This is a genomic window from Roseovarius tibetensis (assembly GCF_050896375.1).
Classification (GTDB): domain Bacteria; phylum Pseudomonadota; class Alphaproteobacteria; order Rhodobacterales; family Rhodobacteraceae; genus Roseovarius; species Roseovarius tibetensis.
In genome coordinates this window covers 71,063-92,554 of record NZ_JBPBBB010000003.1, presented here as the reverse complement: position 1 = coordinate 92,554, position 21,492 = coordinate 71,063, and the positions used below count along the sequence as shown (strand labels likewise).

Sequence of the window (21,492 nt, the reverse complement as noted above, 5' to 3'; positions counted from 1 at the left end):
GCCAAGGCGATTTGATCAAAAAGCGCAGCAATGCAGCGCGGCAGAGGACCGGGCAGGCCATCGTCAGGTCAGGCGGGTCTGCCAGCGGTTTTCAAGCTTTTCGATGGCGGCGATGCGATCGGCCGTCTTGGGGTGGCTCAGAAGCCATGCGGGCATCGCGCCGCCCGCGCCCGATGTCAGCGCCTCAAGCTTGGTGAACAACGACTTTTGCGGTTCGGTGCCGATGCCCGACTTGGTCAGCAGGGCGGCGGCATAGGCGTCGGCCTCGTACTCGTCCCCGCGGGACAGACGGGCGGCCAGCAGGCTTGCAAGGGCATTGGCGATCCAGACGCCCACACCGGGCAGAAAGCGCGACAGGATCATGGCAAGCGCGGTGCGCAATGCGTTCTGGCCGGAAAAGTCGATCATCCGGCGCCGGGTATGTCCCAACGCCACGTGTCCCAATTCATGGGCGATGACCGACGCCATTTCGTCGGCCGTCACCTCGCCGGTCTGGAACTTGCGGTAGAAGCCGCGGGTGATGAAGATGCGTCCGTCCGGCGCGGCCAGACCGTTGACCGGATCGATCTCGTATATGAACACGCGCACTCGCGCGAGGTCCAGCGCGCGCGCCAGCCGGTCCGTCATGTGCTTGAGCATGGGATCGGCAAGCTCTGTCGATTGCGCATCCAGCGTGCGCTTCGTGCGCCAGACCGAAAAGCGATACATGCCGATCGCGTAAAGAATGGCGAGCAGGATGGGCGTGAGCTTTATCATGCAGGAGATATGGTGCGGCGGGCCAGATATGGCAAGGCGGGCAGGGCGGTGGCGTGACCCGGTCCGCACGGCGCTTGATGCATCGGTCACTGCCGCACGCGCCCGCGATCTGTTTACCGTTTGCAACATGTTGCCCGGATTGTGGATCATGTGCAACAAAAAGGGAGGATTTCGTGTCAGTCTGGCGTGACACGGACGTGCATGGACCTACCTGCGCCACCAGCCAGACAGAGAGGATGACAAATGACCAATCGCAGATATTCCAGCGGGACGCTCAGCCGCCGGGGCGTGTTGAAAAGCGCCGGGGCCACCGGGCTTGCCTTCGGGCTGATCGGCCTCGACCCGAGCCCGGCCCGGGCCGAGCCCAAGCGCGGCGGCACGTTCCGCGTCGGCGTGCATGACGGCAACACCACCGACAGCTGGGACCCGGCCACCACCGCCAGTATCCTGATGATCCACAGCAGCCATGTGTGCCGCGCCTACCTGACAGAGATCACCAAGGAGGACAGGCTTGGCCCCGATCTTGCCATCGACTGGCAGGCGACGCGCGACGACGCCAGCGAATGGCGGTTCGAGCTGACGCGCGACGCCACGTTCCATGACGGGCGTGCGGTGACGGCGCGCGACGTGGTGGCGTCGCTCAACTATCACCGTGGCGAGCAGAGCACCTCGGCGGTCGCCGAACTGCTGTCAGATATCACCGATATTCGCAGCGATGGCGATCACGCGGTGATCGTCACCTTGTCGGGCGGCAATGCGGACCTTCCGCATCTGATGTCGGATTATCACCTCGTGATCCAGCCCGCGACCGATGACGGCGGGATCGAATGGCGCGACGGCGTGGGCTGCGGGCCCTACCGCGTGACAGAGTTCGAGGCCGGCATCCGCGCCAAGTTCGAGCGTCACGACGGCTGGCACCGCGCCGACCGCGAGGCGTGGTTCGACGCCATCGACATGACGGTGCTCAACGACGCGAACGCGCGGCAGACGGCGATCGTCACCGGCGAAGTGGATGCGGTGACCGACATCGATCTCAAGACCGCCGACATGCTGGCACGCGCGCCCGGCGTGATCCTCGATGATGTGCCGTCGGGCACGCATATCACCATGCCTATGTTCTGCGACGTTGCCCCCTTCGACGACGTCAACGTGCGGCTTGCCCTGAAACACGCCATCGACCGCAATGAAATCGTCGACAAGATCCTGTTCGGGCGCGGCACCATCGCCAACGATCATCCGATCGCGCCGACCATGCCCTATCACGCCGATCTGCCGCAGCGGGAACAGGACCTCGACAAGGCGCGCTATCACCTCAAGAAGGCCGGGCATGACCAGTTGTCGGTCGAGATCTCGGTCACGGACTCGCTGTTGTCGGGGGCGACGAACATGTGTTCGCTGTTTGCCGAACAGGCCCGTCCGGCGGGTCTGGACATAAAGGTCAAGCAAGAGCCCGCGGATGGGTACTGGACGAATGTCTGGCTGAAAAAGCCGTTCTGCGTGGTGTCGTGGACTGCCCGGCCGACGCCGGACGTGATGTTCTCGCTGGCCTACAAGGCGGGCGCTGACTGGAACGAGAGCCATTGGCAGAACGAACGGTTCAATGAACTGCTGCTCAAGGCCAAGTCCGAGCTGAACGAGGAACTGCGCGCCGAGATGTATGCCGAGATGCAATCGCTTTGCCGCGACGATGGCGGCACCATCGTGCCGTTCTTCCGCAACCGCACCTCGGCACGGCGTGACAATGTCATGCATGACGACCAGATCGCGGCGGTGTGGGAACTGGACGGCGCGCGCGGCTATCACCGCTGGTGGTTCGCCTGATCCGCTGATCCTTGGCCCGGCCGCGCCGATGGGCGCGGCCGGGCTCAGTCGTAGCCGGTCATCTCTAAATACCCGCGCCCGGAATGGCTGCCTGACACGTGCACAGGGCCCTCCCAGTAGGGCACGGATGTATCCATCCATGCCTCACCGTTCAGCGCCCTGACCTCTATGTCGAGATCACGGGCAGGCAGGGTGAGCCGCCACGCGGTCGGCACGTCCCGGCCCGCCACCGCCGTAGTCTCAATAGGGCTGGCCCGCAGCGCGCCATCGTCCAGCGCCGTGGTCTGCCCATCGGGTGTGATCCAAGTGCCCGCGGTGAACGGATCGCCACCATCCTCGCGCAGCCGGAACCCCATCATTTTCTCACCCGTTTGAAACGTGAGCGAGAACCAGTCCCAGCCCGTCTGATTCTCTGACAACGGCTGCGACGACCATTCACGGTCCAGCCACGCCGAGCCCGTGACCTCGACCGCGCCCTCGGGCAGGTCGAGCGTGCCGGAAATCTCGTAGAAGGGCTGCGAGTAGTAGTAGCTTGCCTGACCCTGCGGCGATTTCACCGAAAAACCGTTCTGTCCGTGAAAGACGAGGGGACCCTGCGCCTGCAACGTCATGTCGTAGCTGAAATCGGGGGCCGTGGCGGTGAGGCTCAGATTGCCAAGGCTGTCGCCCTGCATGTGCCAGTCGTCGATCCACGCCTCGAACGGGTCCGCGATCACGCCGGCCTGCCCGATGCCGCCGCGCGCGAAGCGTTCCGTGCTGAAATGGCGGTCGGGCGTGGTGACGGCGGCATGGGCGAACCAGACTTGCGGGCTTTGCCAGCCTGCCGCCTCGCCCGGTGCCAGGGCCGAGCGAAAAAGCGTCCATTGCAGCCCGTATTCCGTGCCGTTCGGCCCGTCGAGATTTGCGGTCAGGTACCACCATTCGATCCGGTAATCGGGATGGGGCCCGTGATCGGCGGGAAAGTCGAAATCGGGTTCGGGTTGGGGGGTCGAAAAGCCCTCGGCATCGGTGCCCATGCCGGCAAAACCTTGGGCGTTCAGTGGGGCGGAGAGCAGCAGGCAGGCGAGGATCGGTTCAATTCGCATTGGCAAACACCTTGAGCAGATGCGCGGCGGGGGTGCGCGCCAGCCGCCGCGCGGGCCAGAGCGCGGCCAGAAGCGCCGCCAGAAGGGCAAAGGCGGCCAGCCGCACGTAGTCGAGCGGAAAGAGGTACATCGGCAGGCGCCAGCCAAACGCCTCGACGTTGATGACGGCAAGCAGCATCCATGCCAGTGCCAGCCCTAGCGGCAGCGCCACCAGCAGCGTCAGCGCGGCAAGGATCACCGCGCGCAGCAGTTCCAGACGCCCCAGCTCGGCCCGCGTGACGCCAAGCGCCCATGCCGGCGCCAACTGCGGCACGCGCATTCCCGCCAGCGTCAGAAGACTCATCAATATGGCGAAGCCGGCCACGGCCAGCGTCAGGATGTTGAGCGCGCCGGTCACGGTGAAGGTCCGTTCGAACACGTCAAGCGAGAAGCGCTTGATCCCGGCCTGGTCGATGATCTGGCCGGGATCGAGCCCGAAATCGTCGATCAGGGCGGTTTGCAAACCGGCGGCGTCATCGGTGCGCAGCCCGAACCGCGTCGCCGCGATCGACGGGTGCAACTCTCGAAACAGCGCCTCGCCGATGATCGCCTGCCCTCGTGTGTTGCCGTAATCGCCCGCGACGCCGGCGATGGGCAGGGTGACATCGGGCGTGATCCGCAGAGTGTCCCCGGGCCAGAGATCGGCACGGCGCGCGAGCTGCTCGTTGATGATCACAGCCTCGCCCCGTGCCACGCGGTCCCAGACGGGTCCATCGCGCGCGATGAAGGTCCAGTTGTCGGCATAGCTGGGCCCGACCCGCGCCCCGAACAGTTCGGTGGGCTGATCGGCGAGCCGCGTATCGACAGACAGAAGCGGCAGAGTCGCGTCCGTGCGCGGTGCGACAAAGTCGCGAAGCTGCGCGGCCTGCTCGGCGGTGTCGACGCTGACGTAAAGCTCGGCCGTGAGGCGCTGGTCGAGAAACCCGACAAAGGTCAACCGAAAGCTGGAGACCATCGTCGAGACGCCGACATTCGCCGCCATCGCCAGCAGCAGCGCCATCAGGGCCAGCCGCAGGCCGGGCAGTTGCTGGCGGGTGTCGGCCCAGAACCAATGCGCGCGGACGCCGCGGGCGCGCCGTTGTGCCACCGTCAGCATCGCGTCAAGCAGCAGCGGCAGCGCCAGCGCCGCCCCCAGAAGCAGGCAGGCCAGCCCGGCGAACCCCGCGATCAGCCCGTCGCCCACCGTCACCAGCGCCAGCGCGGCAAGCAGTAGCACGCAGACGCCCGCCACCTGTACGGCGCGCAGCCGGGGCGATGCCACGGCCCAGGCCTGGGCCTTGCCACTGGCCAGTACCGGCATGCGGGCGATCCGCCAGATCGCGCCAGTTGCCGCAAGTGCCGTTCCGAGCAGCGCGATGGCCAGCCCCGAAAGCCACCACGCGGGCTGCAGCGACAGCGCGCCGGATACCTGCGCGCCGTACAACCCTTCCAGCGTGGCGGCCACGTCGGGCAGCAGGGTTGCGGCGAGCAGGTAGCCCAGCATCACGCCGATACCGCCCGCGACGAGTGACAGTACCAGCAGTTCCAGCACCATCAGCGCCACCAGGCGCCGCAGCGGCATCCCCAATGTGCGCAGCGTGCGCACCATGCCGCGGCGCTGCTCGAATGCCAGCCCGATGGCGCCATGAACCATGAAGATCCCCACGGCAAAGCTGAGCAACCCGAAAGCCGTCAGGTTCAGATGGAAACTGTCGGTCAGCTGGGCGATATCCGCGGTCTGCTGCGAGGGTTGCAGCACAAGGTCGGGCGTGACCTCCTCCAGCGACGGGCGTTTCATCGGCTGACGCTCGGCGACGATCAGGCGGCTGATCTCGCCGGGTCGATCCAGCACACGCTGCGCCACGCCGATATCGGTGATCGCGGTATCGGGCGGCAGGGCGGCGTCGGCGACGATGCGCTGTGACAGGGATTCGCGCAGCGCTTCGGCTACTCCGGGATGCGCGAAAATCACACCTTCGGCCAGCACGGATTGCAGCGGTGTGTCGCCGGCCTGCGACACCGGCCCCAGCCCGGCAGGCGCTGTCAGCGGGTCAATCCCGACCAGCCGCACCCGTGTCTCGCCCGCGTCGAACCGACCTTCCAGCACCGGGCCGATCTGCCAGCCGGCCCGGCGCAGCGCCAGGTAGCTGTCTTGCGCGATGGTGTCGCCGGCGCGCGGCACGATCTGGTCGTAGCGGCCTTCGCCCAGCACCGATGCCGCGGCGTCATAGCTGGCACGCGCCTCGGCGTTGAGGGCCTGCACCCCGGACCACAGCGACGTGGCCAGCGCCAGCCCCGCCACCAGCGTGAATAGCTGCAGCGGGTTGCGCCGCCAGAACGACCACAGCGCGCCAAGCCCGGCGCGAGTCATGCCGCGGGTCATGCCAACCGACCCAGGCTGAGATGCACGCGCGTGTCCAGCCGTGCGGCGAGGGTGGGCGAATGCGTGGCCATCATCAGGGCCGCGCCCGTCTCGGCCACCAGCGCCAGCATCTGGTCGAGCACATTGGCCGCCGTCGCCTCGTCGAGATTGCCGGTCGGCTCGTCGGCGAGCACCAGTCGGGGCCGGGCGGCCAGCGTGCGGGCGATCGCCACGCGCTGTTGCTGGCCGCCCGACAGATCCTCGGGATATTTGGCAAGCTGGTCGGTCAACCCGAGGGCGCGGGCCAATGCCTGCGCGCGGGCCGGATCGTGCCTGTCGGCTAGACGGGCCTGAAACGCGATATTCGCCGCCACGTCGAGCGACGGGATCAGGTTGAACTGCTGGAAGACGATACTGACCGTGTCGCGGCGCAAGGCTGCGCGTCCGCGATCGTCGAGGTCGGTGATGTCGGTCCCGTCGATGACGATGCGCCCGGACGCCGCCTGATCGAGCCCGGCCACCAGATGCAGCAGCGTACTTTTGCCCGATCCCGATTCGCCGGTGAGCGCGAGCGTGCGACCCGCGTCGAGCGACAGATCAATGCCGCGCAACACCTCGATCCGTCCCTCCGGACCGGCATAGGATTTGGTCAGATCGGTGATCTCTAGCAGCATGCGCGTCTCCCTTGCCTCACCGTGGACATATCGCGTCCGAGGGCGATGGAAAGGTGCCGTGCCGCATGGATCACGCGGATCTTTCGTGCGAGGGCCGGGGCCTGTGACGGGCGCGCGGGGGCGGTGTCAGGATTTGCGCGCCGATGCCGACTTGGCGGCCGCCTCGATCTCGGCGGCGATGTCGCGGGCCTCGTCGGGGGTGAAGTCCATCGGGATTTCTACCCCCCGTGCCTCGACATACAGCCGCACCATGCCCTGATCGGTGGGGCCGATCTGCAGGTTGGCCTCGATATCGCTTTCGGAATTGATGCCCATTGCGCCCTCCATGGTAGCTTTCGCGGGGTAGCGGCTCGGGCAGCGCTTGGCAAGCGGGACGCCGCCCGAGAAAACGTGCCCGTGCGGGATCAAGAGGCTTGCAATCGCACGTGGGGATCGGTAGATCGCCGCCAGTGCCGCCTTAGCTCAGTTGGTCAGAGCGCTGGATTGTGGATCCAGAGGTCCCCTGTTCAAGCCAGGGAGGCGGTACCATCATCAATATCTCAGGTATCGGTGTCGACCTGAACGGTCTGGCGCAGTTCGCCCGAGGCGCGGTCGAAGATCAGGATGCGGTCGTCGGTCGTCACCACCGCGTACCAGTCGTCGCCCCATGTGACGGCGCGTGCCGTGGCCCCCTCTGGCAGGGTGATCCTGGCGGGCAGGGCAGGGGCCGCCGTATCGGCCTGCTGCAAGCGCGTGACAAGCAACCCGACGATCACTAGAACACCGACGATCATCGTGGCGGTCAGCACCGTGACCAGCCGCGCAAGGAACTTCAGGGTCGCCGGGCTGACCGGCGGGGGGCTATCATCCATGGGGCACGCGCCGCTTTCATTCCGGATCGGGGACGATCCGCCATTGCGCCTTGATAAGGCGCTTGCGCGCGATGTGCCAGAGGCCGCGGCACTGTCGCGCACGCGGCTGGCCAGGCTGCTGGCAGAGGGCGCCGTGCGCGTGGGTGGAACGACGACATGCGACCCCAAGGCGCGCGTCGTGGCCGGAGACCTCGTCGAGATCGACGTGCCCGCGCCCGAAGCAAGCCATATCGGGGCCGAGGAGATCGCGATCGACGTGGTCTTCGAGGATGACGACCTGATCGTGGTCGACAAGCCCGCCGGCATGGTGGTGCATCCCGCGCCGGGCAGCCCGGCGGGCACGCTTGTGAACGCGCTGCTGCATCATTGCGGCGATACCCTGTCGGGGGTGGGTGGCATGCGCCGGCCCGGCATCGTGCACCGCATCGACAAGGACACCACCGGCCTGCTGGTGGTCGCCAAGACCGACACCGCGCATCATGGCCTTGCCGCCCAGTTCGAGGCGCACAGCGTCGAACGTGCCTATCTTGCGGTGGTCCACGGCGTGCCCGAACCCGGTGATCCGCGCCTGCGCGGCGTGCGCGGTGCCGCGTTCGAGCCGGGGTCCATCCTGTGCCTCACCACCCAGCTTGCGCGTCACAAGACCGATCGGCAGCGTCAGGCGGTCACGTTCCAGGGCGGCCGGCACGCGGTGACCCGCGCACGGGTCATCGAACGTTTTGGCCATCCGCCGGCGGCGGCGCTGCTTGAATGCCGGTTGCAGACCGGGCGCACGCACCAGATCCGGGTGCACATGGCGCATGCCGGCCACGCCCTGATCGGCGATCCGGTCTATGGCGGGCGGCGCAAACTGTCGCAAAAGGCGTTGTCACCGGGGGCAGTCACGGCTGCACGGGGCTTTGGTCGGCAGGCGCTGCATGCCAAGAGCCTCGGATTTGTTCATCCGGTCACGGGGCAGGCGCTACGCTTCGAGGCGGCGCTGCCCGATGATCTGGCCGGCTTGGTGGCCGCCTTGCGCGGCGAGCCGCTGACAGGCGTGCAAGATCGCGTGAATTTGTGACATAATCACCACATTGCGACGGAACGTGCTACCTCATGCGTTAAAGAATTGACGCTAGATCGTGGGCACCCGCTGCGCGGGTCGCGTCCACGGCACACCGGATAGACGAGGAAAGGGACAGAGACATGGCCAATTACGAAAACCTGCCCGTACCGACACCCGATGGCGGGCTGAACCGCTACATGCAGGAGATCCGCAAGTTCCCCCTGCTGGAGCCGGAAGAAGAATACATGCTGGCCAAGCGCTGGGCCGAGGAGCAGGACACCGAGGCCGCGCACAAGATGGTCACCAGCCACCTGCGCCTCGCGGCGAAGATCGCGATGGGGTATCGCGGCTACGGCCTGCCGCAAGCCGAGGTCATCTCTGAGGCGAATGTCGGTCTGATGCAGGCGGTCAAGCGCTTTGACCCAGAGCGCGGTTTCCGGCTGTCGACCTACGCCATGTGGTGGATCCGCGCCAGCATTCAGGAATACATCCTGCGCTCGTGGAGCCTGGTAAAGCTGGGCACCACCAGCGCGCAGAAGAAGCTGTTCTTCAATCTGCGCAAGGCCAAGGCCCGCATCGGCGCGCTGGAGGATGGCGACATGCGCCCCGACGCGGTCAAGCAGATCGCGCATGATCTGGGCGTGACCGAGGCCGAGGTCATCAGCATGAACCAGCGCATGGCCGGGTCGGACGCCTCGCTCAACGCCTCCGTCGGTTCCGAGGGCGAGGGCACGATGCAATGGCAGGACTGGCTGGAGGACGAGCACGCCGATCAGGCCGGGGCCTACGAGGCGCAGGACGAATTGCAGCAGCGGCACGAATTGCTGATGCAGGCGATGGACGTGCTCAACGACCGCGAGAAGGACGTGCTGACGCAACGGCGGCTGAGCGAGGAGACCATCACGCTGGAGGATCTCAGCGCGCAGTATGACGTCAGCCGCGAACGCATCCGCCAGATCGAGGTGCGTGCCTTCGAAAAGCTGCAAAAGCGGATGCGCGCCTTGGCACAGGAACGGGGCATGCAGGTGCCGGCGTGAGTTTGAACCCTGGTCAGCGTCTGCTTCGGCTGACGCTGCCCGGCGGCGTCACCGCGCGGCTGACAAGGCCAGATGACGGCCTGGAGCCGATTGTGACGATTTGATCCGGGTGCGGCAGACGCGGTGTTCGGCCTTGAGCGGACCTTCGACGCAGCAGCAACAGCGCATGTCCGCGGGCAGGCGATCCAACGGATTTTCAGCGCACTTTATCCCGGCCACCCCGCAAACGCCCCGATTGATGCGCCCACTTCGACGAATCGCCTGTCCGGGGGGCGGACATGCGATGGCGCTGCGGCGCGCCGCGCCGCGTATCGCGCCGGGGCCGTGGCCTCCAACGACCACTTAAGGCCGAACGCCGCGTCTGCCGGACCGCGCCGATCAGCCCGCCTTGATCATCCGGTCGAGGCGCACGAGGCGGTCGAGCAGCGCCGGCATGTCCCCGAGCGGCACCATGTTCGGCCCGTCCGAGGGGGCATTGTCGGGGTCGTCATGCGTCTCGATGAACAGGCCCGCACAGCCCACGGCCAATGCCGCGCGCGCCATCGGTGGCACGAACTCGCGCTGCCCACCGGACGAGGCGCCCATGCCACCGGGAAGTTGCACCGAATGGGTGGCGTCGAAGATCACCGGATAGCCGGTGTCGGCCATGATCGGCAGCGCGCGCATGTCCGAGACCAGCATGTTGTAGCCAAAGCTTGTACCGCGTTCGCACAGAAGGATGTTCTCGTTGCCGGTCGAGGCGACCTTTGCCGCGACATTGGCCATGTCCCACGGGGCGAGAAACTGGCCCTTCTTGATGTTGATCGCGCGGCCCGTCGCGCCGGCGGCCAGCAGCAGGTCCGTCTGCCGGCAGAGAAAGGCTGGGATTTGCAGCACGTCGCAGACCTCGGCGGCGGGGGCGCATTGGTCGCTCTCGTGAACATCGGTCAGCACCGGGCAGCCGAACTCGTCGCGGATCGCCGCGAGGTTGGCGAGGCCTTGGGTCATCCCGAGGCCGCGCTTGCCGCCCAGTGACGAGCGATTGGCCTTGTCATAGCTGGCCTTGAACACGAAGGGGATGCCCAAGCTGTCGCAGGTCTCGGCCAATGTGCCGGCGATGCGACGCGCGTGGTCGAGGCTTTCCATCTGGCAGGGGCCGGAAATCAGCGCGAAGGGCGCGTCATTGGCCACCTTAAGCGGTCCTATGGCAACGGGTCTCGTCATGTCGTGCGCCTCCTTGTTTCGCGGTGTCAGGCGACGCCTGCCCGCAGGCAGTCATGGATATGCAGCAGCCCGCGCAGCCGTCCGTCCGCATCCACGACCAGCAGCGCGCCGATCTTGTGGCGGTTCATTACGCCAAGCGCCTCTGACACCAGCATGCCGGGGCTGGCGGTCAGCGGGTCGGGGGTCGCGACCCCGCCCGCGTCGCGCCCCATCAGCCCGTCGAGATTGCGCCGCAGGTCGCCATCGGTGATGACACCGCGCAGCATGTCCGCCTCGGTCACGGCGGCGATGCCGAAGCCCTTTGCGCTCATCTCGATCAGGGTCTCGCCCATCGACGTGGCGGGGGTCACCACGGGCAGCGCGTCGCCGGTATGCATGATATCAGACACCCGCAGGAACTGCGCCCCGAGCTTGCCCCCCGGATGAAAGACGTGAAACGCGTCGGCGGCAAAACCGCGCTCCTCCATCAGCGCCACGGCGAGTGCATCCCCCAGTGCCAGCGCGCAGGTGGTCGAGGTGGTGGGCGCCATGCCGATCGCGCAGGCCTCGGGCGCGTCGGGCAGGATCAGGGCCACATCCGCCTGCCGCGCCAGCGTGCTGCCGGCCACGCGGGTGATCGCGATCATCGGGATGTCGAACCGTCGGGCATACTGGATCAGGTCCGACAGCTCGCGGGTCTCGCCGGAATTGGACAGCAGCACGCAGACATCGCCGCCGGTGACCATGCCCAGATCGCCGTGGCTTGCCTCGGCCGGATGCAGAAACAGCGCCGGCGTGCCGGTCGAGGCCAGTGTCGCCGCGATCTTGCGCGCGATATGCCCCGACTTGCCCATGCCCGACACCACGATGCGCCCGGTTGCGCCGCGCATCAGGCGGACGGCACGGGCAAGACCTTCGGGCGGATCATCGGCCATCACCGCGATCGCCCTGGCCTCGGTGCGCAGCACGCGGGCCGCCACCGCGCGTGTCCTGTCATGCTGTGGGTCGCGCGCCGTGGTCATGTCCTGCCTGGGTCTCCGGTCTGGTACCATGCGCCCGGCTTAGCCGCAGAACCCGGCGCGGTCCAGCCCATGCGCGACCATCGGGCCTGTCACTTGATCAGCTTGATGATCTCGCGCAGATGCGGGTGGGTCGCCGTGCCCAGCCATTCGAAGATCACCATCTCGGTGGTGACGATCTGCGCGCCGGCACGGTCCATGCGGGTCAGGGCCGTGTCACGGTTCAGCGGTGCGCGCGCGCCGACGGCATCGGCCACGACATGCACGCGGTGCCCGGCCTGCAACAGCCCCAGCACCGTCTGCAGCACGCAGACATGCGCCTCGCAGCCCAGCACGATAAAATCCGTGGCCCCCGACAAGGTGTCGGTGACCGACGCGGTGCGGCAGGCGTCAAAGGTCATCTTGGCAAGCACGGCCTCGCCCGGTTCGGGGAGGACCGCGGGCACGGTGCGCCCCAGCTTGGCGGGGTTCTGCTCGGTAAAGCTGCGGGCCACCTGAAGCCGTCGCGCGGCGAGCAGCAACTTGCGGGCATTCTCCGTGATCTCGTCAGCGTCATGGATCACCGGCATCAGCCGCGCCTGAAAGTCGATCAGCAGCAGGTGCGAGGTCGAAGGGGAGAGCGTGGGCATCCTCAACCGCTAGCGCGTGGTGCGAGGCGGTGGCAAGCGAAATCACCACTCGTCCTAGTACTCGTGCGTGCGGGTCACTCTTTTGTCAGGCGCCATGTTCTATTGACCATGTCGAACCGCACCAGATGCGGGGCCGGCGTACCGGGATGGCCGCGACCGCGGCCGGTCCGGATATGCCGCGAAAGCGCCCAGATCCGTTCCCAGAGCGCCGGGCGTCGACGCAGCGTCTTGATTTCCCGGCGATGCGCCCCGGGGTTCTGCATGGAAAGTTGGCCCGCCTCGACCGTGAAGGACCCGATATGGGTGTCGATCACGTAAAGCTGTTCGTGTCGGGCCAGCGACCGCCAGATGTAGAAATCTCCGGCGAGCTTGCACCGCGCAAGTTCCTCGAGGTCGATATGCCGGTTCAACGCGCTACGCCAGAGCGTGCTTTCCTGTTGCAGTACCGGGAGTCGGGTGCCGTACATGCCGCAGTCGAAGAGCCGCCGGACGAAAGGGTGGGGCAGGCGGCATTGCGTGATCTGTTGGTTGGCGTTTCGGGTGATGTCCTGACCAGTGATCCAGGCGATCCGGGGATAGCGAAGCATCACCTCGGCAGTCACGGCAAAGGCGTGCGGATCGAGCGTTTCTCCGGCTGCCAGATAACCGGTGACGTCGCCACCCGCGCGCTGTAATCCCTTGGCGAGCGCATCATACATGCCACGATCCGGTGCGACGTGGACCTCTATGCGGGAATCGTCAATGTTGGTAACGTGGGATACCGTGTCGTCGGTCGATCCGCCATCCATCACGATACAGCGCAGCCCCGTTTCTGGAGTGTCGAGCGCTGTCTGCGCAAGCAGGCTGTCGATGGTCCGGACGATCTTGGGTCCGGCATTGAAGACCGGGATGATGATGTCGAACTGCACTGCGTTTCCTTCACCCGCACCAAGCGGCACCTGCCGATGCGGTGGCTCAGCCATGGTGCGATGCCGTTATGATGTCGAGAATGTATATGTTGCTGGCGGCGGTTTCGCGCAGGACTCGGCGGATATGAGTTCTTGAAAAGGGCATGAGGTTCGCCACCATCCGCGCTTCGATCCGGCGGGGTAGCGAGGCACCGTAATGGCCGCGCCGGATGCGGGCCAGCCGGGCGATGTGCCGATCGACCTGCGGATTGCGGCGCAGGGCCGGCTCGGTCTGGTCCAGAAGGTGCAGGAATTCACGGCCCGCGCCGATATACTGGTGCTTGTTCCAGCGCCCGTCATGGTCGAGATGCCAGACGCGCACCCCCTTGCCACTGACGAACTCGGCCCCGCGCCAGAGCAGCATCATTGGCAGGTAGTGATCCCACCACGGCATGCCGAAAACCAGATTGCCACAGCGTATGTCCGCAAGGGCCTGATGCCCTGCGCCAAACAGGTCGATGCCGCAATCATAAGTCGGTTTGGCCAGTTCGCGCTGCCCGGAATGGTCGCGGCGGCGCATGGCCAGCGCCTGCATCGGGCCAAGGCCGGTCAAACGGTCGCGGGCCGCCGCGTCCATTTCAAGCTCTATATCGGCGTTGACGATGAACACGCGGTCGGCTGACATATCGCGCGCGGCCTGCAACAGGTCGTCGAGAAAGACATGCGGTCGCCCGGTGATCGCGGCGGCGTCGCGCGGCACGCGCACCACCTCGATGCCCAACTCTGTGATCATCGGGTGGAGCGTTTCGTTGACCGAATTGACGGTGACAGGATCGAAACCACAGGCGCGCCACGATTGCACGCAGCGGGCGAGATAGGCGTCCCCGATCTCCTGCCCCTGTGCGTCCTTGCGCGAAAAGACCGGCGGGATCGAGGTCACGATGGGATTGGAAAGGTGGCGATTGGGCATGGGCGGATCGGGGCTGAGGGTGGCGGGTGTCACCGGGTTTGCACCGCTGTCCGACTGCCTATGGCAGACCCGGCGCAAAGGATCAAGCTGCAGCGCGGCATCACGGGGCGGCGCGCAGGACCATGCCGAACAGATCGCGCGGGTCGTCGGGATCGGCCAGCAGATCAAGGTTGAGGTAATAGTCGCTTCCGCCGACATGATCGCGGATATAGCGCAGCGCCGAGAAATCCTCGATGGCGAAGCCGACGCTGTCGAACAGCGTGATCTGCCCCGCTGACGTGCGCCCCGGCGCCTCGCCGGCCAGCACCTGCCACATCTCGGTGACGGGATGGTCCGGGGCAAGCTGCTGGATCTCGCCCTCGATCCGTGTCTGCTCGGGGTATTCCACGAAGATGATGGAGCGGTTCAGCACACCGGGCGCCAGTTCCGTCTTGCCCGGACAGTCGCCGCCGATGGCGTTTATGTGCACGCCGGACCCGACCATGTTGTCGGTCAGGATCGTCGCGTATTGCTTGTCGGCGGTGCAGGTGGTGATGATCTGCGCGCCCTCGATGGCCTGTTCGGGGCTGTCGCATGTCACCACCTCCAGACCGGTTCCGGCAAGGTTGCGCGCCGCCTTCGCGGTTGCCGCGGCGTCGATGTCGTAAAGCCGCACGGATGTGATGCCGACCAGCGCCTTCATCGCGAGGCTCTGGAATTCGGACTGCGCGCCGGCGCCGATCATCGCCATGGTGTGCGCGCCTTTCGGGGCGAGATGTTTGGCCACCATGCCCGAGGTCGCGGCGGTGCGCAGGGCGGTCAGCACCGTCATTTCCGACAAAAGCACAGGGTAGCCGTTGCCGACATTGGCCAGCAGCCCGAAGGCGGTGACGGTCTGCAATCCGGCGCGCGTGTTCTTGGGGTGGCCGTTCACGTACTTGAACCCGTAGACCTCGCCATCCGAGGTGGGCATCAGCTCGATCACGCCCTCGGCGGAATGCGACGCGATGCGCGGGCTTTTGTCGAAGAGGGACCAGCGGCGAAAATCGGCCTCGATATACTCGGCCAGACCGCGCAGCATCGGCTCTATCCCGATGTGATGCACCAGCTTCATCATGTTCTCGACTGAAACGAACGGCACCAGCGCCTTGTCGGAGGGGGCAAGCGTCATGGGGAAATCCTCAGTTATGGGCTTGGGTGGGGCGATCGAAGACGCGGCGGCCAAGCGCCGAGGCCGCGAGATCGACCATCACCTGCGCGGTGCGCCCGCGCTCGTCGAGAAACGGGTTCAACTCCACCAGATCGAGCGAGGTCAGCAGGCCGCTGTCGCTGACCATCTCCATCACCAGATGCGCCTCGCGCATGGTGGCGCCGCCGGGCACGGTGGTGCCGACGGCGGGCGCGACGCCGGGGTCGAGGAAATCCACGTCGAGCGAGACATGCAGCATCCCGCCCGCGTTCTCGACATCCGACAGGAACGCGGCGAGCGGGCGGGCGATCCCGCGCTCGTCGATCTCGCGCATGTCATGGGTGCGGATCGCCATGCCGTCGAGGGCCGCGCGTTCGGCCGCATCGACAGACCGGAGGCCGAGCATGCAGATATTTTCCTGCGGCACCGGGTGGGCGACGGGCGGGAAGCCGTGAAAGCCCGGTCGCCCGGTGACATAGCCGATGGGCGTGCCGTGCAGGTTGCCCGACTCGGTGCTTTGCGGCGTGTGGATGTCGCTATGCGCGTCGAGCCACAGGATGAATTGCGGGCGCCCCGTGGACGCCGCGTGATCCGCGACCCCGGCCATGGAGCCCAGCGACAGGCTGTGATCGCCCCCCAGAAAAATGGGCAGGCCGTCCTGCATCGCGTCCCGTGCGGCGCCGGCCAGCGTCGCGGTCCAGCCGGCCGTCTGCGCCGGGGCATGGACATGCGGCGGTATTTCGGGATCGGGCGCGGCACTGGTCGGCGCGAGATTTCCCGTATCGCGGACGCCGTGGCCCAGATCGCCCAGCGCCTCGACAAGACCTGCGGTGCGATAGGCGTCGGGACCCATCAGGCAGCCGCGCCGGTCCTTGCCGCTATCGACAGGGGCACCGATCAGGATAATGGTCTTGGGGATCATGACATACTCGTATCGTTGCGTATCATATCAGAATGTTGCCGAAACGGGTTGAATTGAAGCCGCTGTTTTGTACAAATCGTTGGGTTATCGTTCAAAACGAAAGGCTGAACCTGCGAAATGGATGCAACGGACACGGCGCTCATCTCGATGCTGCGCCATGATGCGCGTGCGTCGCTCTCGGATCTGGCGATCGGTCTGGGCGTGTCGCGGACCACCGTGCGGGCCCGGATCGAGCGGCTGCGCGCGCGCGGCGAGATTATCGGGTTCAGTGTGGTGCTGCGCGGCGACGCGGCGCGCGATCCGGTGCGCGGGCTTATGATGCTGGGCATCGAGGGGCGCGGCACCGAACGGATCCTGCGCCAGCTTGGGGGCTTGAGCGCGGTGCGTGCGATGCACACCACCAATGGCCGCTGGGACGTGATCGTCGAGATCGGCACAGAAACGCTGGAGGCGCTCGACCGGGTGCTGGCACAGATCCGTCGCTTTGACGGAATCGCCAGTTCGGAAACCAGCCTGCTGCTCAATACCTGGAAATCGGGAGGGTAGGGTGGTGGAGCGGCTGGCCGGATACGGACCTAAAAGCTACAAACCCGGCGCGATACGCAGCGCGCCGCGCCACAGCGTCATCGCATGTCCGCCCCCCGGACAGGCGATTTGTCGAATTTGGCGTATCGAACGGGGCTTTTTCGGGACGCAGTAATAAAATGCGTTGAAATGCCGTTGGATCGCCTGCCCGCGGGCATGTGATGGCGCGGTTTGTGCGCACGTCCGCGTCAGGTCACTGGCCCGTCGTCACGCCCCTCAGTGGGCGCGCAGAGCCATGAACCAGATCGCCGCAAGCCCGAGCGCCGCCACCATGTTCCAGCTGGCCATCGACAGGCCCAGCATCTGCCACGGCACCTCGTCGCAGCGTACCAGCGGCGCGGCCATGATCCGGTCGAAAAGCTCGTCGGCGCTGAGGCCGGACGTGCTCGAGGAGGTGCAGGTTGCCGGACCCTCCCACCAGCCGCGTTCGACGCCCGTGTGGTAGCCGCCGATCGCCGCCGTGGCAAGCGCCGCCATCATGCCGGCAAGCGCCATCAATCGGGGCAGGGCAAAAAGCGCCACTACCCCGCAGGCGACGGCAATCGCGTGCGGCCAGCGCTGCCAGACGCACAAAGAACAGGGCGCCATGTTGCCGATGTGCTGGAACGCGAAGGCCGCCAGCAACAAGACTGCCGAACCACCAGCGGCGATCACGACAAGCTGGCGTCGGGACAGGCGCATCACAGGAACCTCGTGGCGTAGAAGCCTCCGAACAGCAGCACGACGAACAGGATCGTCAGCAGTCCCAGACGGCGCTCGATGAAGTCGCGGATGGGCGCGCCGAACTTCCACAGCAGCGCGGCAACGAGGAAAAACCTGATGCCGCGCGCTAGGATCGACGTGGCGACAAAGGTGGCCAGCGGCATGCCCGTCCAGCCCGACATGATGGTGATGACCTTGTAGGGAAAAGGCGTCACTCCGGCTGTCAGGACCGCCCAGAAGCCGAAATCGTTGAACCGCGTGCTGAAGGCCACCATCGCCTCGCCCTTGCCAAGCGCGGTGAGGATCGGCACGCCGATCTCCTGGTAGGCGAACGCGCCGATCGCATAACCCAGCATCCCGCCCAGCACCGACGACACCAGCGCCACCGAGGCGATAAGCCAGGCCCGCGACGGGCGCGCCAGGATCATCGGGATCATCAGCACGTCTGGCGGGATCGGAAAGACCGAACTTTCGATGAAGCTGACAAATGCGAGAACCCAGAGCGCCTGGCGGTGCTCGGCCATGCGCAACGTCCAGTCATAGAGCGATCTGATCATGTGCCGTCATCCCGGTTCCAGATGGCGTGACACACCATGCGAACACCGCGCGGTCAAGCCTTGGCGCGAAACCGGACGAAATTCTCCGCACCCTCTGGACGGCGCGCGCGCACTTGGCTAGGGACATAATGTGCGCCTTTTACCACGGGATGGCGTGCTGCGCGGACATAATCCGGTTTTCCGGATCTTGCCCCGATGATTGCGCCACGCGCCCCGAACTAGGGCACACGCGCCGGGTCGAACCCGACGGCGCGTTGGGGCGTATAGGGTTCCGTGTTCCGATCGTTTTCGGGACGCGCGCAGTGCGGGTGTGGCGGAACGGTAGACGCGAGGGTCTCAAACACCCTTTCCGCAAGGAGTGTCGGTTCGAGTCCGACCACCCGCACCATCCTACATCACTGACGGGACATGCCCCCGAACAGGATCGGTTGCAGCGCCCGGCCGAACCGGATCGGCGCACCCGGCACCTCGCCGGGCGATCAAGGCGATCAGCACCGTATTAGATCACCGATGCGCCGATTGTGCAGGCGGCGCCGAGAATCTGCGCCCTTTTGCCATGCACCTGAGCCGCTCCGACAGGGTGTGGGATGCTATCATGGCTATCGGGGAAAATCCTTTTTCAGTCAGCAGGGGCCGACGTCAGCGCGATATCGTCTATCCGGGCGGGCCTTTGCGGCTCGGGACCGAGGGGTCTTGTCCGCGGCTCAGATAGTGATCCGGGGCCGTCATCGCACGCCACCGCAGCCGCACCTAATCCTGAACGTCACTTGACCAAGCACAGGAGACAGCCATGACCCGCCATCTTCTCGCCCCCCTTGTCGGTGCCTGTCTGCTGATGACCCCGGCAACAGCGCAGGACGGCACCGAAACTTGGCTGCCGACGTTGATGACCGAGACGCCTGCCGAAGGCTTCGATCTGGCGGTCACGATGGCGCGCACGGCGGTCAAGACGACGCAACCCGATGTCGAGACCCTGCACAAACTGCGCCCGAACTATTCCCACGATCCCGACAGCCTGATCGACGCCTCCGGCGTGGTCGCCGAGTATTTCGCGACGATCGCCGCCGCCAACGAGTACTGGCGCGAGTGACCGGTCGTCCCGGAGGCGAGGCCGCGAATGACCGACACCCCTTTCCAGATCCGCCTCGCACGGGTCCATGACGATCTGTCGGACCTGTCCGGTGCGCGCCTGCTGGTCGACCGCGTCTGGCCGCGGGGCGTGCGCAAGGACGCGTTGCAAGCCGATGACTGGATCCGCGATGCGGCGCCCTCCAGCGGCTTGCGCAAATGGTTCGGCCACGACCCCGCGCGGTGGGACGGGTTCCGGAGCCGCTACCTCGCGGAGCTTGGCGAGAGCCACGCGGCGGTCGCGCGCTGCCTTGCCTGGTGCTGCATGCGGGCTGTGCCTTCGTTCCGCTCGGCACGCCGTCCTTGGCGGACGCCTGATCGACCGACGCAAGCGGAGTGACATGGACGGGGACTTAGACCGGCTGCGCGACGATGTTGCCAATGCGCTCCTATCACGCGCTTCCACAAGATGCGGTGCGTCGCCTGGCAGCGGGTTTCGTCCTCTACGTCACGCTGATCTGGCTGCACCCGGCCCTCTTCGGGGCCGGCCCGCTGCCCTGAGACACGCATGCCATCCGCGTCGGTGCTGACGGTCGGATTCGGATCGTCGCATCATTGATCAGAGGGCACGGATATGGCTCTTGAAGGATTGGTGCGACCTTACCTGCGGGTGATGGATGGCCCGCCTGTGTGGATCGAGGCGGGCCATGTGGTGGCGCATTGTCGGGTCGAGGTTACGCGGCTTTCTTGCGACGGCGCAGCGCCGCAACGCTACCAATACCCGTCAAAAGAAGCCAAGCTGCCGCCGGCAACGGGATCGGGTTGCTGACCGGCTCCTGGGTTGCGATCTCAGACACCTTGATGTCGATAAAGGCCTTCGCGAACGAACTCGCGGTATCACCACCCGCCCGAAGCTGGTTGAGGTCCCACGCGGCACCACCGGTCGCGAGGGCGAGGTCCACGTAATCCTGGGTTGTGGTTCCGAAGCCGGACCCAGCGATTCCGTTTGCAACAGCCGTGAAGCCGCCGGCTCCGTCCTCGACATAGCCCTTCCCGTCGTCGTCGATGCCGAGGGCCGTGCCGCTGTCAGACCTGAATGCATTGTTCACGATCGCGTTCAACAAAATGTTCCGGCTGCTGAGCGCCTGTTGAATATTCCCGAAGTTCAGGGTCGACCCGGCCGTCACATCCCGGTCTTCATCCGTCACGAGAATGAAATTGACAGCGGCGCCGGCGGTGAAAGAGTATCCAAGCGCGAAGTTGATTGCGGCGTACCCGTCTTAAAACCCGCCGGATGTGGCAAGACTGTCAATCGCAGTCTTGGTGTCGGTCGTGTTCATCAGACCCGACCCGGCATCTCGCGGCTCTGCGGGAATGCCGCCAAAGCCGACAACCCCGTAGGAGCGGTTGGTCACGCCCTCCGCCGCCAGACCACTATCCAGGGCGTCGACGACGGTATCTTTCAGGAATGCCTGCTCACCAGCCATCGAGCCGGATTCATCGACGATGAAGATGACATTCGCGTTCGTGTTCACGGTCGCGGCGTGGACGGTGCCCGCCGTCAGTCCAGTCAGTGCCAGCGCCCCCGCTGCTGCAAGGCCGAGGCTTAGAAAATTCCGTATCATGGTCTGTCCTCCAATAAATATTCACCTTCGTGGCCGTTCATGAGGCAAAGTCAGGAACGACGGGGTGATCCATTCAACGTCGCGTGCCGGGGAACGCTTGGTGGATCAGGGGTGCCGGTTGCGACGTTAACCAAGATTACCACTTGGCCGCGTGCCCCGGCACGATTTTCCAGTGTCCAAGGTGATTTTTATGAATGAAATCAGCATGTCATTGATTGTACGTTTAATTTTTTTGAACAGTATTTTGCGATCAAGAAACAATGATTTCGGGCTTGGCGTGCTGTGTCATTTTTGGAATTTATCGCCGCGGAAACGGTCATCGCCATGCCCGGTTCATGGTGGTTGCGCAGGTGGGATGGGCCGGTCCGGCTGTGCGGCTGGGACCTCAGGGGGGCAGGCGCCGGAAATCCGGGGGTCGCGATGCCTGTCAGGCTCGGTCGGGACGGCCTGCCGCGACGGCCGTGTTGCAATGGGCTACGGACCGGGGCTGCCGGGCAGGTTGGATGTTTCCTGTTCCGATTTCTCATCA

At 65.7% G+C, this 21,492-nt stretch carries 23 protein-coding genes and 2 tRNA genes; 8 read left to right on the top strand and 17 right to left on the bottom strand.

Annotated features, from left to right (window positions below; all coding sequences use genetic code 11):
* Window positions 1–63 precede the first annotated feature (63 nt).
* Complete coding sequence (locus ACROSR_RS03420) at window positions 64–756, bottom strand: M48 family metalloprotease (RefSeq protein ID WP_432682367.1); 693 nt, start codon at window positions 754–756, stop codon at window positions 64–66.
* Between the two features lie 243 nt (window positions 757–999).
* Here ACROSR_RS03420 and ACROSR_RS03415 point away from each other — a divergent pair, with 243 nt between their 5' ends.
* The gene (locus ACROSR_RS03415; protein ID WP_432682366.1) at window positions 1,000–2,577 is read left to right on the top strand and encodes an ABC transporter substrate-binding protein; all 1,578 of its coding nucleotides are present in this window, start codon (window positions 1,000–1,002) and stop codon (window positions 2,575–2,577) included.
* A gap of 44 nt (window positions 2,578–2,621) precedes the next feature.
* Here the strand turns inward: ACROSR_RS03415 and ACROSR_RS03410 are convergent, their stop codons facing one another.
* From ACROSR_RS03410 to ACROSR_RS03395, 4 genes are all read right to left on the bottom strand, one after another.
* Complete coding sequence (locus ACROSR_RS03410; RefSeq protein ID WP_432682365.1) at window positions 2,622–3,662, bottom strand: lipocalin-like domain-containing protein; 1,041 nt, start codon at window positions 3,660–3,662, stop codon at window positions 2,622–2,624.
* Complete coding sequence (locus tag ACROSR_RS03405) at window positions 3,652–6,051, bottom strand: FtsX-like permease family protein (RefSeq protein ID WP_432682364.1); 2,400 nt, start codon at window positions 6,049–6,051, stop codon at window positions 3,652–3,654. Before ACROSR_RS03405 ends, ACROSR_RS03410 begins: the two co-directional genes overlap by 11 nt.
* An 8-nt stretch (window positions 6,052–6,059) precedes the next feature.
* The gene (locus ACROSR_RS03400; RefSeq protein WP_432682363.1) at window positions 6,060–6,716 is read right to left on the bottom strand and encodes an ABC transporter ATP-binding protein; all 657 of its coding nucleotides are present in this window, start codon (window positions 6,714–6,716) and stop codon (window positions 6,060–6,062) included.
* 126 nt (window positions 6,717–6,842) lie between these two features.
* A complete protein-coding gene (locus ACROSR_RS03395; protein WP_432682362.1) occupies window positions 6,843–7,031 on the bottom strand; it encodes a DUF6324 family protein in 189 nt (62 codons plus the stop codon).
* A 136-nt stretch (window positions 7,032–7,167) separates the two neighbouring features.
* Here ACROSR_RS03395 and ACROSR_RS03390 point away from each other — a divergent pair.
* Window positions 7,168–7,244: transfer RNA gene (locus ACROSR_RS03390), tRNA-His, on the top strand.
* An 11-nt stretch (window positions 7,245–7,255) separates the two neighbouring features.
* Here ACROSR_RS03390 and ACROSR_RS03385 read toward each other — a convergent pair.
* The gene (locus ACROSR_RS03385; RefSeq protein ID WP_432682361.1) at window positions 7,256–7,567 is read right to left on the bottom strand and encodes a DUF6476 family protein; all 312 of its coding nucleotides are present in this window, start codon (window positions 7,565–7,567) and stop codon (window positions 7,256–7,258) included.
* On the opposite strand from ACROSR_RS03385, the gene ACROSR_RS03380 reads away from it, so the two are divergent.
* Together ACROSR_RS03380 and rpoH are read left to right on the top strand one after the other, a co-directional pair.
* On the top strand, window positions 7,566–8,627 hold the full coding sequence (locus tag ACROSR_RS03380; RefSeq protein ID WP_432682360.1) for an RluA family pseudouridine synthase: 1,062 nt from the start codon (window positions 7,566–7,568) through the stop codon (window positions 8,625–8,627). The genes ACROSR_RS03385 and ACROSR_RS03380 overlap by 2 nt on opposite strands.
* Before the next feature lie 125 nt (window positions 8,628–8,752).
* Window positions 8,753–9,649: an RNA polymerase sigma factor RpoH gene (gene rpoH / locus ACROSR_RS03375; protein WP_432682359.1), complete on the top strand. Its 897-nt coding sequence runs from the start codon at window positions 8,753–8,755 to the stop codon at window positions 9,647–9,649.
* Between the two features lie 378 nt (window positions 9,650–10,027).
* Here rpoH and kdsA read toward each other — a convergent pair whose 3' ends face one another.
* The 7 genes from kdsA to rocF form a co-directional block, all read right to left on the bottom strand.
* Complete coding sequence (gene kdsA / locus ACROSR_RS03370) at window positions 10,028–10,852, bottom strand: 3-deoxy-8-phosphooctulonate synthase (protein WP_432682358.1); 825 nt, start codon at window positions 10,850–10,852, stop codon at window positions 10,028–10,030.
* 26 nt (window positions 10,853–10,878) lie between these two features.
* Window positions 10,879–11,853, bottom strand: coding sequence for a KpsF/GutQ family sugar-phosphate isomerase (locus ACROSR_RS03365; RefSeq protein ID WP_432682357.1), 975 nt, complete (start codon window positions 11,851–11,853; stop codon window positions 10,879–10,881).
* An 89-nt stretch (window positions 11,854–11,942) separates the two neighbouring features.
* On the bottom strand, window positions 11,943–12,479 hold the full coding sequence (locus tag ACROSR_RS03360; protein WP_432682356.1) for an isochorismatase family protein: 537 nt from the start codon (window positions 12,477–12,479) through the stop codon (window positions 11,943–11,945).
* 74 nt (window positions 12,480–12,553) lie between these two features.
* Window positions 12,554–13,441, bottom strand: coding sequence for a glycosyltransferase (locus ACROSR_RS03355; RefSeq protein WP_432682355.1), 888 nt, complete (start codon window positions 13,439–13,441; stop codon window positions 12,554–12,556).
* Window positions 13,434–14,369, bottom strand: a complete 936-nt coding sequence (locus ACROSR_RS03350) for a hypothetical protein (RefSeq protein ID WP_432682354.1) — start codon at window positions 14,367–14,369, stop codon at window positions 13,434–13,436. The genes ACROSR_RS03355 and ACROSR_RS03350 overlap by 8 nt, the downstream gene beginning before the upstream one ends.
* A 67-nt stretch (window positions 14,370–14,436) precedes the next feature.
* On the bottom strand, window positions 14,437–15,486 hold the full coding sequence (gene ocd / locus ACROSR_RS03345; RefSeq protein WP_432682353.1) for an ornithine cyclodeaminase: 1,050 nt from the start codon (window positions 15,484–15,486) through the stop codon (window positions 14,437–14,439).
* Window positions 15,487–15,496: 10 nt separating this feature from the next.
* Entirely contained in the window at window positions 15,497–16,426 is a 930-nt protein-coding gene (gene rocF, locus ACROSR_RS03340; protein ID WP_432682352.1) for an arginase, read from the bottom strand.
* A gap of 117 nt (window positions 16,427–16,543) precedes the next feature.
* On the opposite strand from rocF, the gene ACROSR_RS03335 reads away from it, so the two are divergent.
* The gene (locus tag ACROSR_RS03335; RefSeq protein ID WP_432682351.1) at window positions 16,544–16,972 is read left to right on the top strand and encodes an Lrp/AsnC family transcriptional regulator; all 429 of its coding nucleotides are present in this window, start codon (window positions 16,544–16,546) and stop codon (window positions 16,970–16,972) included.
* 255 nt (window positions 16,973–17,227) lie between these two features.
* On the opposite strand, the gene ACROSR_RS03330 is transcribed toward ACROSR_RS03335, so the two are convergent.
* Together ACROSR_RS03330 and ACROSR_RS03325 are read right to left on the bottom strand one after the other, a co-directional pair.
* Window positions 17,228–17,692: a disulfide bond formation protein B gene (locus ACROSR_RS03330; RefSeq protein ID WP_432682350.1), complete on the bottom strand. Its 465-nt coding sequence runs from the start codon at window positions 17,690–17,692 to the stop codon at window positions 17,228–17,230.
* Entirely contained in the window at window positions 17,692–18,270 is a 579-nt protein-coding gene (locus ACROSR_RS03325) for a YqaA family protein (protein WP_432682349.1), read from the bottom strand. The genes ACROSR_RS03330 and ACROSR_RS03325 overlap by 1 nt, the downstream gene beginning before the upstream one ends.
* Window positions 18,271–18,574: 304 nt before the next feature.
* On the opposite strand from ACROSR_RS03325, the gene ACROSR_RS03320 reads away from it, so the two are divergent.
* The 3 genes from ACROSR_RS03320 to ACROSR_RS03310 all read left to right on the top strand — a co-directional run bounded on the left by ACROSR_RS03320 (window position 18,575) and on the right by ACROSR_RS03310 (window position 19,738).
* Window positions 18,575–18,658: transfer RNA gene (locus tag ACROSR_RS03320), tRNA-Leu, on the top strand.
* Between the two features lie 402 nt (window positions 18,659–19,060).
* On the top strand, window positions 19,061–19,360 hold the full coding sequence (locus ACROSR_RS03315) for a hexameric tyrosine-coordinated heme protein (RefSeq protein ID WP_432682348.1): 300 nt from the start codon (window positions 19,061–19,063) through the stop codon (window positions 19,358–19,360).
* A gap of 27 nt (window positions 19,361–19,387) precedes the next feature.
* The gene (locus tag ACROSR_RS03310; protein ID WP_432682347.1) at window positions 19,388–19,738 is read left to right on the top strand and encodes a DUF488 domain-containing protein; all 351 of its coding nucleotides are present in this window, start codon (window positions 19,388–19,390) and stop codon (window positions 19,736–19,738) included.
* 334 nt (window positions 19,739–20,072) lie between these two features.
* Here the strand turns inward: ACROSR_RS03310 and ACROSR_RS03305 are convergent, their stop codons facing one another.
* A complete protein-coding gene (locus tag ACROSR_RS03305) occupies window positions 20,073–20,546 on the bottom strand; it encodes a VPLPA-CTERM sorting domain-containing protein (protein WP_432682346.1) in 474 nt (157 codons plus the stop codon).
* Between the two features lie 72 nt (window positions 20,547–20,618).
* Window positions 20,619–20,963 (bottom strand): vWA domain-containing protein, encoded by a 345-nt coding sequence (locus ACROSR_RS03300; RefSeq protein ID WP_432682345.1) that lies wholly within the window; start codon window positions 20,961–20,963, stop codon window positions 20,619–20,621.
* Between the last annotated feature and the right edge of the window lie 529 nt (window positions 20,964–21,492).

Coding starts and splice junctions, on each gene's coding strand:
- ACROSR_RS03325 (WP_432682349.1), bottom strand. CDS start 18,270: ATGATCAGATCGCTCTATGACTGGACGTTGCGCATGGCCGAGCACCGC.
- ACROSR_RS03415 (WP_432682366.1), top strand. CDS start 1,000: ATGACCAATCGCAGATATTCCAGCGGGACGCTCAGCCGCCGGGGCGTG.
- ocd (WP_432682353.1), bottom strand. CDS start 15,486: ATGACGCTTGCCCCCTCCGACAAGGCGCTGGTGCCGTTCGTTTCAGTC.
- ACROSR_RS03330 (WP_432682350.1), bottom strand. CDS start 17,692: ATGCGCCTGTCCCGACGCCAGCTTGTCGTGATCGCCGCTGGTGGTTCG.
- ACROSR_RS03405 (WP_432682364.1), bottom strand. CDS start 6,051: ATGACTCGCGCCGGGCTTGGCGCGCTGTGGTCGTTCTGGCGGCGCAAC.
- ACROSR_RS03395 (WP_432682362.1), bottom strand. CDS start 7,031: ATGGGCATCAATTCCGAAAGCGATATCGAGGCCAACCTGCAGATCGGC.
- ACROSR_RS03315 (WP_432682348.1), top strand. CDS start 19,061: ATGACCCGCCATCTTCTCGCCCCCCTTGTCGGTGCCTGTCTGCTGATG.
- ACROSR_RS03360 (WP_432682356.1), bottom strand. CDS start 12,479: ATGCCCACGCTCTCCCCTTCGACCTCGCACCTGCTGCTGATCGACTTT.
- ACROSR_RS03310 (WP_432682347.1), top strand. CDS start 19,388: ATGACCGACACCCCTTTCCAGATCCGCCTCGCACGGGTCCATGACGAT.
- kdsA (WP_432682358.1), bottom strand. CDS start 10,852: ATGACGAGACCCGTTGCCATAGGACCGCTTAAGGTGGCCAATGACGCG.
- ACROSR_RS03380 (WP_432682360.1), top strand. CDS start 7,566: ATGGGGCACGCGCCGCTTTCATTCCGGATCGGGGACGATCCGCCATTG.
- ACROSR_RS03410 (WP_432682365.1), bottom strand. CDS start 3,662: ATGCGAATTGAACCGATCCTCGCCTGCCTGCTGCTCTCCGCCCCACTG.
- ACROSR_RS03335 (WP_432682351.1), top strand. CDS start 16,544: ATGGATGCAACGGACACGGCGCTCATCTCGATGCTGCGCCATGATGCG.
- ACROSR_RS03400 (WP_432682363.1), bottom strand. CDS start 6,716: ATGCTGCTAGAGATCACCGATCTGACCAAATCCTATGCCGGTCCGGAG.
- ACROSR_RS03420 (WP_432682367.1), bottom strand. CDS start 756: ATGATAAAGCTCACGCCCATCCTGCTCGCCATTCTTTACGCGATCGGC.
- rpoH (WP_432682359.1), top strand. CDS start 8,753: ATGGCCAATTACGAAAACCTGCCCGTACCGACACCCGATGGCGGGCTG.
- ACROSR_RS03355 (WP_432682355.1), bottom strand. CDS start 13,441: ATGGCTGAGCCACCGCATCGGCAGGTGCCGCTTGGTGCGGGTGAAGGA.
- ACROSR_RS03385 (WP_432682361.1), bottom strand. CDS start 7,567: ATGGATGATAGCCCCCCGCCGGTCAGCCCGGCGACCCTGAAGTTCCTT.
- ACROSR_RS03365 (WP_432682357.1), bottom strand. CDS start 11,853: ATGACCACGGCGCGCGACCCACAGCATGACAGGACACGCGCGGTGGCG.
- ACROSR_RS03300 (WP_432682345.1), bottom strand. CDS start 20,963: ATGATACGGAATTTTCTAAGCCTCGGCCTTGCAGCAGCGGGGGCGCTG.
- rocF (WP_432682352.1), bottom strand. CDS start 16,426: ATGATCCCCAAGACCATTATCCTGATCGGTGCCCCTGTCGATAGCGGC.